Source organism: Paraburkholderia phenazinium, assembly GCF_900142845.1.
Taxonomy (GTDB): domain Bacteria; phylum Pseudomonadota; class Gammaproteobacteria; order Burkholderiales; family Burkholderiaceae; genus Paraburkholderia; species Paraburkholderia phenazinium_A.
Map to the genome: position 1 here is coordinate 777,130 of NZ_FSRU01000002.1, position 13,757 is coordinate 790,886.

10 protein-coding genes are annotated in these 13,757 nt (G+C 63.9%); 9 read left to right on the forward strand and 1 reads right to left on the reverse strand.

All coding sequences use genetic code 11. The annotated features are described in order from the left end of the window. Positions 1 to 81 precede the first annotated feature (81 nt). The 9 genes from BUS12_RS20675 to BUS12_RS20715 all read left to right on the forward strand — a co-directional run bounded on the left by BUS12_RS20675 (position 82) and on the right by BUS12_RS20715 (position 11,604). Positions 82 to 1,524, forward strand: coding sequence for a UDP-glucose dehydrogenase family protein (locus BUS12_RS20675; protein ID WP_074298831.1), 1,443 nt, complete (start codon positions 82 to 84; stop codon positions 1,522 to 1,524). Between the two features lie 22 nt (positions 1,525 to 1,546). Beyond that, entirely contained in the window at positions 1,547 to 2,008 is a 462-nt protein-coding gene (locus BUS12_RS20680; RefSeq protein WP_074298833.1) for an arsenate reductase/protein-tyrosine-phosphatase family protein, read from the forward strand. After that, positions 2,002 to 3,174 (forward strand): polysaccharide biosynthesis/export family protein, encoded by a 1,173-nt coding sequence (locus BUS12_RS20685; RefSeq protein ID WP_074298835.1) that lies wholly within the window; start codon positions 2,002 to 2,004, stop codon positions 3,172 to 3,174. Before BUS12_RS20680 ends, BUS12_RS20685 begins: the two co-directional genes overlap by 7 nt. A 105-nt stretch (positions 3,175 to 3,279) precedes the next feature. Beyond that, the gene (locus BUS12_RS20690; protein ID WP_074298837.1) at positions 3,280 to 5,478 is read left to right on the forward strand and encodes a polysaccharide biosynthesis tyrosine autokinase; all 2,199 of its coding nucleotides are present in this window, start codon (positions 3,280 to 3,282) and stop codon (positions 5,476 to 5,478) included. 27 nt (positions 5,479 to 5,505) lie between these two features. Further along, complete coding sequence (locus BUS12_RS20695; protein ID WP_074298839.1) at positions 5,506 to 6,432, forward strand: glycosyltransferase family 2 protein; 927 nt, start codon at positions 5,506 to 5,508, stop codon at positions 6,430 to 6,432. Between the two features lie 98 nt (positions 6,433 to 6,530). Next, the gene (locus tag BUS12_RS20700; protein ID WP_074298841.1) at positions 6,531 to 7,679 is read left to right on the forward strand and encodes a glycosyltransferase family 4 protein; all 1,149 of its coding nucleotides are present in this window, start codon (positions 6,531 to 6,533) and stop codon (positions 7,677 to 7,679) included. 3 nt (positions 7,680 to 7,682) lie between these two features. Further along, positions 7,683 to 9,143 (forward strand): glucose-6-phosphate isomerase, encoded by a 1,461-nt coding sequence (locus BUS12_RS20705; protein ID WP_074298843.1) that lies wholly within the window; start codon positions 7,683 to 7,685, stop codon positions 9,141 to 9,143. Further along, a complete protein-coding gene (locus tag BUS12_RS20710) occupies positions 9,144 to 10,379 on the forward strand; it encodes a glycosyltransferase family 4 protein (RefSeq protein ID WP_074298845.1) in 1,236 nt (411 codons plus the stop codon). A gap of 58 nt (positions 10,380 to 10,437) precedes the next feature. Beyond that, positions 10,438 to 11,604, forward strand: coding sequence for a glycosyltransferase family 4 protein (locus tag BUS12_RS20715; protein ID WP_074298847.1), 1,167 nt, complete (start codon positions 10,438 to 10,440; stop codon positions 11,602 to 11,604). A gap of 41 nt (positions 11,605 to 11,645) precedes the next feature. Here the strand turns inward: BUS12_RS20715 and BUS12_RS20720 are convergent, their stop codons facing one another. Continuing rightward, the gene (locus BUS12_RS20720) at positions 11,646 to 13,475 is read right to left on the reverse strand and encodes a tetratricopeptide repeat protein (protein ID WP_074298849.1); all 1,830 of its coding nucleotides are present in this window, start codon (positions 13,473 to 13,475) and stop codon (positions 11,646 to 11,648) included. Between the last annotated feature and the right edge of the window lie 282 nt (positions 13,476 to 13,757).

Genomic DNA, 13,757 nt, shown 5'->3' on the forward strand with positions numbered 1-13,757 from the left:
AGCAGGCCTAAGCGGGCGCGAGCAGACACGACGATGCAGGCGCCCTGTTTCAGATCCATTCAAATCTCCGAGGTGTAATTCATGAACGTGACGATCATTGGTAGCGGCTATGTGGGCCTCGTGACAGGCGCCTGTCTTGCCGACATCGGCAACGACGTGTTCTGTCTCGACCTCGATCAGCGCAAGATCGACGTGCTCAACAGCGGCGGCGTGCCGATCCACGAGCCGGGCCTGCAGGAGATCATCGCGCGCAACCGCAAGGCCGGGCGCCTGACGTTTTCGACCGACGTCGCCGCCGCCGTGGCGCACGGCGATATCCAGTTCATCGCGGTGGGCACGCCGTCCGACGAAGACGGCTCGGCCGATCTGCAATACGTGCTGGCCGCCGCGCGCAACATTGGCCGCCATATGACGGGTTTCAAGGTGATCGTCGACAAGTCGACCGTGCCGGTCGGCACCGCTGTGCGGGTGCGCAATGCGATTGCCGAGGAACTGGCCGCACGCGGTGCGCAGCATATGTTCTCGGTGGTGTCGAATCCGGAGTTCCTCAAAGAGGGCGCCGCGGTCGAAGACTTCACGCGGCCCGATCGCATCGTGCTCGGCTGCGACGAGGACGTGCCCGGCGAAAAGGCCCGCGAACTGATGAAGCGCGTCTACGCGCCGTTCAACCGCAACCGCGAACGCACGCTGTATATGGACGTGCGCTCGGCCGAGTTCACCAAGTACGCCGCCAACGCGATGCTCGCGACGCGCATCTCGTTCATGAACGAACTGGCGAACCTGGCCGATCGCGTGGGCGCGGATATCGAAGCGGTACGCCGCGGCATCGGCTCGGACCCGCGCATCGGCTACGACTTCCTGTACGCGGGTTGCGGTTACGGCGGCTCGTGCTTCCCGAAGGACGTGCAGGCGCTGATCAACACGGCGGTCGAGCATCGCGCGGGCCTGCGCATCCTCGAGGCCGTCGAGGCCGTCAACGAAACGCAGAAGAAGATTCTCGCCCACAAGATCGTCGCGCGTCTCGGGGACGATCTGGCCGGTCGCACGTTCGGCGTGTGGGGCCTCGCGTTCAAGCCCAATACCGACGACATGCGCGAAGCGCCGAGCCGTCCGCTGATTGCGGAACTGCTCAAGCGCGGCGCGCGCGTGAAGGCCTACGACCCGGTCGCGGTCGACGAAGCGAAGCGGGTCTTCGCGCTCGATCTGCAACACGTGCCGCAACAACACGCCCGCCTCACGTTCGAGAGCGAGGAAATGGATGTGGCGCGCGGCGCCGACGCGCTGGTGATCCTGACGGAATGGAAAGTCTTCAAGAGTCCTGACTTCGACAGCCTCAAACAGCACCTGAAGACACCGCTGATTTTCGACGGCCGCAACCTGTATGAACCGGAGGCGTTGCAGGAGCTCGGCATCGAGTATCACGCGATCGGCCGTCAGCATGCGCAGCGCGAGACGCCAGGACGCGCCGCGGCACACGCTGCTGCGAGTCATATCACGAGCGCGGCCGGCGCCGCCGCGCGTTGAGTTCAAGCGAAGGAGTCCGCCTATGTTCGCCAACGTACTGATTGTCTGTCACGCCAACGTCTGCCGTTCGCCGGCCGCCGAGATGCTGTTCAAGGCACGGCAGCGCCTCGCGCTAGGGGGCGAGGGCTATGCACGGCGTGCGATCAGGTTTCATTCGGCGGGCATTCGCGCCGTCGACGGCTATGGCATGGACCCGGTCATGCGGCGCCTGCTCGCCGAGCGCGGCGTTGCCTCCGGCATCCACCATGCACGGCGCCTGAACCGCCAGATCGTGCGCGACGCCGATCTGGTGCTGGTGACCGAATACCGCCAGGTGAAGGACGTCGAAGCGCTGGATCCGTGTTCGCGCGGCAAAGTCTATCCGCTTGGCCAGTGGGAGGACTCCGATGTGGCGGACCCGCACGGCGGCGCGGAAACCGAGTATCGCGAGAGCCTTGGACTCATCGAACACCTGGTCATCGGATGGCTGAACAAAATATGCTGAAACGAAATCTTACTGTTGCTCTTTTGCTGACGGCTTTTCTGTCGGCCTGTGCTACCGCGCCCGGTAATTATCTCGACACCTCCAGTCTGAAAGAGGATTCGCAGAGCAAGCCGGCAGAAACCTATCCGGTCCATCTGATCGACTCCGATCTCGTCATGACCCAGGCGCAACAAGCCGCGTCGCAGCAGACGCCGCTGCCGCCCGGCAAGTACAGCGATCCGTCGCAGTACATCTACCACGTGGCGCCGCAGGACATTCTCGGCATCACCGTGTGGGACCACCCCGAACTGACGACGCCGAACGGCAGCACGCTGTCCACCGGCGACAACACCACGCAGACGCTCGCGGGCGCCGTGCAGCAGCCGTACACCACGGCCTTGCCGGGTCAGGCCGACCCGTACGGCCAGACGGTCGCACCCGACGGCACGATCTTCTTCCCGTTCGTCGGACGCATGCAGGCGGCCGGCAAGACAGTGGGCGATATCCGCAACGAACTGGCGACGCGTCTCGTGCCGTACATCCGCAATCCGCAGGTGGATGTGCGGGTGCTGTCGTTCCGCAGCCAGAAGGTGCAGGTGACGGGCGAAGTGAAGTCGCCCGGGCCGCTCGCCATCAGCGACGTGCCGCTCACGCTGCTCGATGCGATTACGCGCTCGGGCGGCAGCACCAACGTTGCGGACATCCAGCGCGTGCGTCTGACCCGCAACAACCAGCTGTATGTGCTCGACGCCAACAGTCTGCTCGACCGCGGCGATACGCGCCAGAACGTAATGCTGCAGGCCGGCGACATCATCAACGTGCCGGACCGGGTCGATAGCCGCGTGTTCGTGATGGGCGAGGTGAAGACCCCGCAGACGGTCTCGATGTTGAGAGGAAAACTGACGATTGCCGATGCGCTGACGCAAGCCACCGGGATTCTCGATACCGACGCGAATCCGCGCCAGATCTACGTGCTGCGCGGCATGAAGGACCACCCGACCACGCCGGAAGTGTATCGCCTCGACATGACGCAGCCGAACGCCATCATGCTGTCGTCCCAGTTCCAGTTGCAGCCGCTGGATGTGGTCTACGTCGGCACGGCACTTTCGACCACCTTCAACCGCATTATCCAGCAGGTGTTACCGGCCATCCAGTCGGTGTTCTACATCAAGGAAATGACCAACTAGGCGCCTGACCCGCCGACGGTCCTGGGCTGTGCGAAACATTGCGCGGCGCAGGACCCGAGGCGACCCAACCGGGATCGAATTGTGAGCACTCAAGTAAATCCTCATATGGCCATGCCGGCCAGGACCGAAGAAGAGGACGTTGTCCTCGGTCAACTGTTGCAGGTGATTCTCGACGACATCTGGTGGCTGATCGCCATCGCGGTAACGATCGTCGCGATGGCCGCGCTCTACTGCTTCGTCGCCAAGCCGGTGTATTCGGCCGATGCGTACGTGCGGGTAGAGGAATCCGACAACACCTCGCAAGCCCTCACGCAGACGCAGACGGGCGCGGTGATTTCCAGCGGCCAGACCTCGCTGCCCACCGACGCCGAGATTGAGATCATCAAGAGTCGCGGCGTCGTCGGGCCGGTGGTTCAGCAGTGCAAGCTGAACTTCTCGGTCGAGCCGAAGACGATTCCGCTGCTCGGCAGTCTCGCCGCGCGTCTCGCCACGCCTGGTGTGCCGGGCCGCCCGTGGTTCGGTCTCACGAGCTATGCGTGGGGCGGCGAGCTCGCCGATGTCGACACGGTCGAAGTCGTGCCGGCGCTCGAAGGCAAGAAGATGGTGCTGACCGCGCTGTCCGATACGCAGTACGAACTGCGTGCGCCCGACGGCACGCTGCTGTTGCGCGGCGTAACGGGCCAGACCGAGCAGGGCGGCGGCGTGACGATTCTCGTCAACAAGCTGGTGGCCCGTCCCGGCACGCAGTTCACCGTGATGCGCGCCAACGACCTCGATGCGATCACCGCGTTCCAGTCGGCGATCAAGGTCGAGGAGCAGGGCAAGCAGACCGGTGTGATCGAAATCTCGCTCGAAGACAAGGACCCGGCGCACGCCGCGCTGGTCGCCAATGCGCTCGCCGAGTCGTATCTGCGCCAGCACGTGGCCGCCAAGCAGACCGATGCGAACAAGATGCTGGAGTTCCTCAAGAGCGAGGAGCCGCGTCTGAAAGGCGACCTCGAACGTGCGGAAGCCGCGCTCACCGCGTATCAGCGCCAGTCCGGCTCGATCAACGCGAGCGATGAAGCGAAGGTTTATCTGGAGGGCAGCGTCCAGTACGAGCAGCAGATCTCCGGCCTGCGCCTGCAGATCGCCTCGCTTGAGGAGCGTTACGGCGACGAGCATCCGCTGATCAAGGCCTCGCGCGAACAGATGGCCGAACTCGAAGCGCAGCGCGACAAGTACAGCGACCGCTTCCGCGATCTGCCGGCCACGGAAGTCAAGGCCGTGCAGTTGCAGCGCGACGCCAAGGTGGCCGAAGACATCTACGTGCTGCTGCTGAACCGCGTGCAGGAACTCTCGGTGCAGCGGGTCGGCACGGGCGGCAATGTGCATATCGTCGACGAGGCACTGCGTCCGGGCACGCCCGTCAAGCCCAAGAAGGTGCTGATCCTCTCGGCCGCGGTGATTCTCGGCCTGATTGCGGGCACCGGCTTCGTGTTCCTGCGTCGCAACATGCTGAAGGGCATCGACGACCCGGAACGCGTCGAGCGCATGTTCCATCTGCCGATCTATGGACTGGTGCCGCTCTCCGCCGAGCAGGCAGTGCTCGAGAATTCGTTCGAGCGCGGCGGCAACCGCTTGCGCTCGGTGCTGGCCGACGCAAAACCGAAGGACGTCTGCATCGAAAGCCTGCGCAGTCTGCGCACCTCGATGCAGTTCACGATGATGGACGCGCGCAACCGCATCGTCATGCTCACGGGCCCGATGCCCGGCGTGGGCAAGAGTTTCCTGACCGTCAACCTCGCGGTGCTGCTGGCGCATTCCGGCAAGCGCGTGCTGATGATCGACGGCGACATGCGGCGCGGTGCGCTTGAACGCTATGTGGGCGGTGCGCAGGACAACGGCCTGTCCGAGCTGCTGAGCGGCCAGATCTCGCTGGAAGAGGCGATTCGCAGTACGACCGTCGACGGCCTGAGCTTCATCGCCTGCGGCCGGCGCCCGCCGAATCCGTCCGAGCTGCTGATGTCGCCGCGTTTGCAGCAGTATCTCGACGGTCTTGCCAAGCGCTACGACGTGATCCTGATCGACACGCCGCCGGTGCTGGCCGTGACCGATGCGTCGATTATCGGCGGCTACGCCGGCTCGACCTTCTTCGTGATCCGTTCGGGCGTGCATAGCGAGGGCGAAATCGCCGATTCGCTGAAGCGCCTGAAAGCGGCCGGCGTACACGTGCAGGGCGGCATCTTCAACGCCATGCCGCAGCGCGCGCGCGGCGGTTACGACCGCAGCTATGCGGCGGTGCAGGAATATCTGAGTGCGTGAGGAATCCTCAACAAGGAGCATGACGCGATGAAAGTAACGGTACTGGTCCCCACCTTTCGCCGCCCGGGCGATCTGGCGCGCTGCCTTGCCGCCTTGCAGGCGCAAGTGCGCGCGCCGGACGAAGTCGTGGTCGTGGCGCGTCCCGACGATACCGCGACGCACGTCTGCCTGCGCGACCCGGCCGTGGTCGGCGCGTTGCCGCTTTCGGTGGCGCTGGTCGAAGCGCCGGGGCAAGTGGCCGCGCTCAATCGCGGTCTCGATGCCGCCAACGGCGACGTGATCGCCATCACCGACGACGATGCCGCGCCGCACCCCGACTGGGTTCAGCGGATTGCCGCCGCATTCGGGAGCGACGCCCGTCTGGGCGCCCTCGGCGGGCGCGACTGGGTGCATGAGAAGGGCCGCGTGCTGGACGGCGAACGGCCGTTGGTGGGCAAGGTGCGCCCATCCGGCAAGATCGTCGGCAATCACCACCTCGGCGTAGGCGGCGCACGTGAGGTCGATCTGCTCAAGGGCGCCAACATGAGCTACCGGCGCGATGCGGTGCGCCGGATCCGCTTCGACGCGCGGCTGCGCGGCGCAGGCGCCCAGGTGCATAACGACATGGCCTTCAGCATGAGCGTGAAGAACGCCGGCTGGAAGCTCGTCTACGACCCGCGCGTAGCGGTCGATCATTACCCCGCAGAGCGCTTCGACGACGACCGTCGCGATGCGCAGACGCTGGCGGCGGTGCGCAACGCCGCCTACAACCTGCATCTGATCCTGCGCGACCAGTTGCCGCCGCTGCGGCGCGAAGCCGCCTGGTGGTGGTACGCGCTGGTCGGCACACGCGTCTATCCGGGCTTTGTGCATGCGGCGCTGGCGCTGACCTCGAAGCAGGGCCGCGCGCGGCTCTCGCGCTGGCGTGCGGTGCGCACAGGCGCGCATGAAGCGCGCCGCGCGGCAACGTCGTAATGCGAACTTGCCTTGTGAACACCATGCGCGACCCTGCATCGACCCTCGGGCGCCGATGCCTTCTCAAACCGCGTCAACCCGCAGACCGGAGTGCCTGAATGAGTACGAAAGTCCACGTTCATCTGTTTTACGGCGCCGATCCCCGTTTCTATCGCCAGGGCGATAATATCGGCTGCCTGTACGGCTATCACCATGCCGAGTCCGAGGACTACGCGCTGACCTATTCGCAGGATGCGCGCGAAAGCGCCCCTGTGCGTCTGTTGCGCCGGGCGCTGAAGACGGTGCTCGGCTTCGACCTGATCCATACGCTGCGCAATCGCGACGAGATCCTGCGCTCGGACGTGATCTGGACGCACACGGAACACGAGTATCTGTCGGTCGCGCTGGTGCTGCTGCTGAACGGCCGCCGCACGGCGCCGCCGCTGCTGCTCGCGCAAAGCGTCTGGCTGCTCGACAAATGGCCGAGCTACGGCATGCTGCGGCGCTGGCTGTATCGCAAGCTGATTGCGCGCGCCGACGTCCTGACCACGCTGGCAAGCGAGAATGCCGAACTGTGCGAGCGTTACCTCGGACGCAAGGCCACGCACGTGTTCTACGGCCTGAACACAATCGACTTTCCGGTCAGGATGCCTGACGACTGGCAGCCGCATACGCCGCTGCGGATTGCCGCGATCGGCAACGACCGCGATCGCGACTGGGAGACGCTCATCCAGGCCTTCGGCAACGACGCCCGCTATAGCGTCCGGCTTGCGACGCGCCGGCGGATCCCTGCGAAGCTGCGCGCGGAAAATGTCGAGATCGCGCCCGCTGCGGGGCTGACGAAAGCCCGCGAGCTATACGACTGGGCCGACGTCGTGCTGGTGCCGTTGCGGCCCAACTCGCACGCCTCCGGCATCACGGTGATGCTCGAGGCCGCCGCGCTCGGCAAGCCGATGGTGGTGACCAACGTGGGCACGCTCACCGATTATTTCTCGTACCGGGCCGCCGCTTATGTGCCGCCGTTCGACGCCGAGGCGCTGCGCGAGGCCGCCAACCGGCTGGCCGCGTCGCCCGCGGAAGGTTTGCGCCAGGCGCAGGCCGCCACGGAACAACTGCTGTCGCGCGATCTGACCACGCGCCAGTTCGCGCTGCAGCACGTGCGCATCACCGACGAACTGCTGCGCCGCCGTGCCGCGCCGCAGGGTCGTGCGGCGGAAGAGCGGCGCACGCCGGTGAGTGTGCATAGCCAGTCGCGCGGAGGTCTCTAACCGATGTCGACGATCGCGCACGCCGCCGCGAGCGGCGCCGTCCGCCGCCTCAAGCGCGACCCGATGGAATGGGGGCCGCCCGCCTTGCTGTGGCTCGTCACGGCGCTGCTGATCGGCGCGCATCAGGGCACGGTGCTCACACTGGCCTTTCCGGTGCTCGCCACGCTGACGGGGCTGTGGCTGTACTTCAAGAGCCCGGCGCGCTATGTGGGTTTCATGTGGTGGCTGTGGTTCCTGAGCCCCGAAGTGCGCCGCCTCGCCGACTGGTCGAAGGGCGCCTTCACGCCGACCAGCCTGATCCAGATTGCGCCGCTGGCCGTCACGATGATCAGTGGCCTCTCGCTGATTCGCTACTACCCGGTACTCGGACAACGGCGCGGCCTGCCGGTGCTGCTGATCCTGGCGGGACTCGCCTATGCGTTCATGGTCGGGGTTGTCTCGAGCGGGCCGCTTGCCGCCACCTACGACCTTGCCAACTGGCTCTATCCGATTCTGATCGGCTTTCACATCATGGCGAATACGCGCGACTATCCGGCGTATCGCGACACGATCGTCAACACCTTCATCTGGGGCATGCTGGTGATGGGTGCGTATGGCCTCGTGCAGTTCGCCATCATGCCGCCGTGGGACGCGCTGTGGATGCTCGGCTCGCAGATGAACTCGCAGGGCGACCCGGTGCCGATGGGCGTGCGTGTATTCAGCACGATGAACTCGTCGGGCCCGTTTGCATTCGCGATGATGGGCGCGATGGTCTATGTGATGGCCGCGAATCATCGCGTGCGCTGGATTGCCGCCGCGCTGGGCTTCTTCGCCTTCGGCCTGAGCCTCGTGCGTTCGACGTGGGGCGGCTGGGTCGTCGCGTTGCTGATCCAGCTGGTCAAATCGAACAACCGCGTGCGGCTGCGCATTGTCGCCAGCGCGATGCTGCTGGCCGGCCTGTGCGTGCCGTTGCTGGCGGTGGGTCCGGTGGCCGAGCGTCTGCAGACGCGTCTGGACAGTATCGTCAATCTCAAGGACGACCAGAGTTACGCGGCGCGTAACGAGTTCTACGCGACCTTCGCGAAGACCGCGTTTACCGACGTCTCCGGCGAAGGCATGGGCGCGACCGGCACCTCCACGAAACTGTCGAACGACGGCGGCCAGCTCGGCCAGTACGGCAATTTCGATAGCGGCGTGATGAACATCCCGTTCGTGCTCGGCTGGCCCGGCACGCTGCTGTATCTGTCCGGCATCCTCTGGCTGCTGGTGCGGGCGGTGCTGGCCTCGTTCAAGATGCGCGACGACAAATTCGTCTCCGCATCGCTAAGTCTTGGGCTCGCGATCTTCGCGATGCTGGTGTTCACTAATTCGCTGGTCGGCACAGGCGGACTGCTGCTGTTCATGAGTCTTTTTTCGATCCTCTCCGCGGCGCACTGGCAAAAGCAGCAGCGCCGCCGCGAGCTTATTCTGCACGGAGGCACCTGATTGAGAGTCGCCATAGTCACGCATGTGGTGCGCCATAACGACGGCCAGGGGCGCGTCAACCACGAGATCGCGCGCGCGGCCCTCGACGAGAATATTGCCGTGACACTCGTCGCCTCGCACGTGGCCCCCGAACTGCTCGCGCATCCAAAGGTGCGCTGGGTGCCGATGAAAATTGGCCGCTGGTGGCCGACCAATCTGCTGCGCCAGCAGGTGTTCGCACTGAAGAGCGCGCTCTGGCTGCGCACTCATCGCCGCGAGTACGACGTGCTGCACGTCAACGGCTTCATCACGTGGATGCCCGCCGACGTGAACACCGCGCACTTCGTGCATAGCGGCTGGTTCGGCAGCAAGTACTATCCGTTCGGGCTGACCAAGGGCGTGTGGTCGGCGTATCAGTTCGTCTATACGCGCGTGAATGCGTCGCTCGAGCGCTGGGCGTATCGCCGCTCGCGGGTCATTACCGCAGTCTCGCAGAAGGTGGCCGACGAGATTCGCGCGATCGGCCTCACGCCGCGCAATCGTGTCGACGTGATCTATAACGGCGTCGATACGCAGGGCTTCGCGGCGGCGCAGGGTGATCGCGCGAAATTCAATCTGCCGGCCGAGGCGTTCCTGCTGCTGTTCGTGGGCGACCTGCGCACGCCGCGCAAGAACCTCGGCACGGTGCTGGAGGCGTTGCGGCATTTGCCGGATCACGTGCATATCGCGGTGGCCGGGTATCTGCCTGGCAGTCCTTATCCGGAGCAGGCGCGTGCGCTCGGCATCGCCGATCGGGTGCACTTCCTCGGGCTGGTGAAGGAGATGCCGGTGCTGATGCACTCGGTCGATGCCTTTGTGTTTCCGTCGCGCTACGAAGCGATGAGTCTGTCGCTGCTCGAAGCGATGGCGGCCGGTTTGCCGGTGGTGACCGCGCGCACGGCGGGCGGCGCGGAAATCATCACGCCCGAATGCGGCATCGTGCTCGACGATCCCGACGATCCCAAAGCGCTCGCCGGCGCGATTGCATGGCTCGCCGAATCCGGCGACACACGCCGCGCCATGGGCGTCGCCGCCAACGAACTTGCTACCGGCTTCGGCTGGGCCCGCATGGCGGCGCAGTACATCGCGCTGTACCGGCAACTGGCGGGACAACAGGAGGGCCGCCAGCGCATCGGCGCTGCGGTCGATGCCGAGCCTCAAGCGCAGCCGCAGTCGCTCGCGGCAAACGTGCTGGCCGGCCACAAGGGGGCCGAATGAACCCGATCGCCCCATCACAACGCCATATGCAGTTTCACGCTACCCAGGGGATACCGTCATGAACACGGACTCGATCAAATCGTTGCAAATCGGCATGCACTGGTTCCCGGAGCGTGCGGGCGGACTCGATCGCATGTACTACTCGCTGGTGGGTGCATTGCCCGGCGCGGGGGTGGCGGTGCGCGGCGTGGTCGCGGGTTCGCCGCGTGTCGCGGAGGATACGGGCGGCGCGATCCAGGGCTTCGGCTCGGCGGCGCAGTCGTTGCCGCTGCGCCTGATGGCGGCCCGCCGTGCGCTGCGCCGCGAGATCACGCGGCAACGGCCCGACGTGATTTCCTCGCATTTCGCGCTCTATACGTTTCCGGGCCTCGACGTGACGCGCGGCATTCCGCAAGTCTCGCATTTTCAGGGACCGTGGGCGGACGAAAGTCATGTCGAAGGCGCCGATTCGTTCGGCCAGCGCGCGAAGCGTTATCTGGAGCAGTCGGTGTATGCGCGCTCGTCGCGCTTGATCGTGCTGTCCGATGCGTTCGGCAAGATCCTCACGTCGCGCTATGGCATCTCGCCGGAGCGGGTTCGGGTGGTGCCGGGTTGTGTGAACGTGGATCAGTTCAACTTGCCGATCACGCCGGCTGAGGCGCGTCTGAAGCTGCAATTGCCGCAGGGCCGGCCGATCGTGCTGGCGGTGCGGCGGTTGGTGCGGCGTATGGGGCTGGAGGATCTGATCGATGCGGTGCAGGTGCTCAAGAAGCGCGTGCCGGATGTGTTGTTGCTGATTGCGGGCAAGGGGCGGTTGCAGGAGGAACTGCAGACGCGCATCAACGAGGCGGGGCTCGACGATAACGTGAAGCTGCTTGGTTTTGTGCCCGATCAGCATCTGGCTGCCTTGTATCGTGCGGCGACAATCAGTGTGGTGCCGACAGTGGCGCTGGAGGGGTTTGGGTTGATTACCGTGGAATCGCTTGCTTCGGGTACGCCGGTGCTGGTGACGCCGGTAGGCGGCTTGCCGGAAGCGGTGGCGGGGTTGTCGCCCAATCTGGTGTTGCCGGCGACGGGTGCGGCGGCGATCGCAGAAGGATTGGGGGCTGCGTTGACTGGTTCGTTGAAGCTGCCGGATGCCGATGCGTGCCGCGCTTATGCGAGGGCAAACTTCGATAACTCGGTGATCGCGAAGCGGGTGGCGGCGGTGTATGGGGAGGCGATTGCGGCGGGGGAGGTTCATTGAGGGAGAGGTGAGCGTCTGGCCGATACCGACTTATCGGCCATTCAGACTGCCCAGCGATCCTCAGCGGGAGCGGATTGTGCGCACCATTCCTGCAATGCGTCTCGCACTTCGTCGATGACCGGTCCCCAATCGCCTGGCTGGCGCTGACGAAACAGACGCATCGACGGATACCAAGGGCTGTCTGTTCTTTCGGTCAGCCAGCGCCAGTCGGTGTAGGCGGGGATGAGCGTCCACACAGGCAAACCCGCTGCGCCGGCAAGATGGGCCAGCGATGAATCGACCGTAATTAACAGGTCGAACGAATGGAGTATTGCGAGGGTATCGGCATAACTTCCAATGTCTTGTCCGAGCGCGCGCACATCGAACTCGCGCTGAAGGGCCTCGATGTCTCGTTCGTGCTTGCCTTTCTGCACCGAATACCAGGTCACGCGAGGAAGACTAAAAAGACTTTCTAACGCATCGATCCGGATCGACCGGAAACGGTCAAGCGGATGAAGAGGATTGCCTGCCCAAACAATGCCAACGCGCCTGTTTATCGAGCCAGGGAGTTCGCACGGGGCGACTGCAATACGATGTCGCCATTTATCCAGTTTCTCAGGCGCCGCCGCGAGATAGGGCATTGAAACCGGCAGCATAGAGATCTCGAGTTTCATGTGCTCCGGTACCCTGAACATATGGGCCCAAAAGTCGTAAGGTCCGGCAGGGATGGCAGCAAACGCGTTCCTGACGCTGTCCATACTGCTTGCGAGTTCTACGATCTCTTCATTTACCAGAACGTCCACGGTTGCTCCCTGCTTGTAAAGCCAGTCGGCGAACCGCAGGAACTGTATCTGATCGCCAAGCCCCTGTTCTCCTACGAGAAGGAACTGGCGCCCTGAAACGGGTTCGCCATGCCACGCTGGAAAGCCCGGCCACAGAAGATTTGCCTTGTGTTCCGGCACCTCGTAAAACCACCGGTTTAGTTTCCAGCCTTTTTCAAATTCGCCGAGACACAGGAGTGCATCCGCGAAGTAGTACTGTAATTTCGGCTCATGGACCAATACCCGCGCAGCCTCCTCGCTGTATGGCAGGCATTCCGCGACTCTCCCTAGTTGTCTAAGCGCCCATGCTGCGTTGTGAGACAGGACGGCGTTGTGCGGTTCGATGACCAGACCCTGCCGGGCTGCTTCGAGTGCACCTTCAAAGTGTTGGCTCGTGTTCAGCACATAGGCGACTGCCTTGAGAGCCGCAGCATTGTCGGCCCCGTGTGTCGTGATCTGTCGAACGGTATTGTCGAGTGAACCGGTGCGGCCAGTTTTTAAAATGAAAACTATCTTGTCGAGGTCATCCCTTGGCGCCGCGGGATGAAGCGTCCATGCGCGCAGCCAGTATTCAAGGGCTGCGTCACGGTCACCTAGCTCTGCGTTGATCATTGCGAGCGCGCGATTGGCGTGGTGCAATTCTGGGTCTAACAGCAAGGACTTTTCGTATTGAGCCATTGCGTCACGAAGACGACCCAACTGCCGCAGGCAGTCGCCAAGGTTTCTGTGGAGACTGGCGGTGCCTCCCGTCAATGTTATTGCCTGACAGTAAAGCGATTCGGCTACGTCATATCTACGCCTGACGGCAGCCAGCAGCCCGGCGCACTCCAGCAAATCGGCGCGCGCCGGCGCAATTTGCAATGCCCTTTCCGAGAATGCCCACGCCTGGTCCAAATCGTCCATATGAAAATGGGCGAGCGCCATATGGTGTAGCGCGTGCACATCTTGCGGACTTACAGCAAGAATTTCCACGTAGCGGACTGCGGCTTCGTTGATGCGTCTCGCGGCGAAGTGGCTATCTGCGATCGACTTGAGCGTGTCGATATCGGTTTCGTTGGTGGCAATGGGCATTGTGCGAAGCGGCGGGGGGGGAAGTTACATCGGTGCACATGACGTGCAGGAGATATGCCCTATGACGTCGCTTGAAAACGATCCCCTCCGGCTTTCGGTCTCATTTTGTTCATCTGTTTATTGCCCCTGTTTCTGTCGTGTTGGGTCTTTCAAACAAACGACGACACGCGCGGACATGCGCAAAGCCGATCGTAATGAAAGGCTAGACCGTCAGAAACGAAGGGGGTAGCAGACGCCGCTGCTTTGTATGAGAGATCATTTACCCGCGACGTAAGGAAAGGC

Coding starts and splice junctions, on each gene's coding strand:
- BUS12_RS20690 (WP_074298837.1), top strand. CDS start 3,280: ATGGCCATGCCGGCCAGGACCGAAGAAGAGGACGTTGTCCTCGGTCAA.
- BUS12_RS20700 (WP_074298841.1), top strand. CDS start 6,531: ATGAGTACGAAAGTCCACGTTCATCTGTTTTACGGCGCCGATCCCCGT.
- BUS12_RS20680 (WP_074298833.1), top strand. CDS start 1,547: ATGTTCGCCAACGTACTGATTGTCTGTCACGCCAACGTCTGCCGTTCG.
- BUS12_RS20715 (WP_074298847.1), top strand. CDS start 10,438: ATGAACACGGACTCGATCAAATCGTTGCAAATCGGCATGCACTGGTTC.
- BUS12_RS20675 (WP_074298831.1), top strand. CDS start 82: ATGAACGTGACGATCATTGGTAGCGGCTATGTGGGCCTCGTGACAGGC.
- BUS12_RS20685 (WP_074298835.1), top strand. CDS start 2,002: ATGCTGAAACGAAATCTTACTGTTGCTCTTTTGCTGACGGCTTTTCTG.
- BUS12_RS20705 (WP_074298843.1), top strand. CDS start 7,683: ATGTCGACGATCGCGCACGCCGCCGCGAGCGGCGCCGTCCGCCGCCTC.
- BUS12_RS20695 (WP_074298839.1), top strand. CDS start 5,506: ATGAAAGTAACGGTACTGGTCCCCACCTTTCGCCGCCCGGGCGATCTG.
- BUS12_RS20720 (WP_074298849.1), bottom strand. CDS start 13,475: ATGCCCATTGCCACCAACGAAACCGATATCGACACGCTCAAGTCGATC.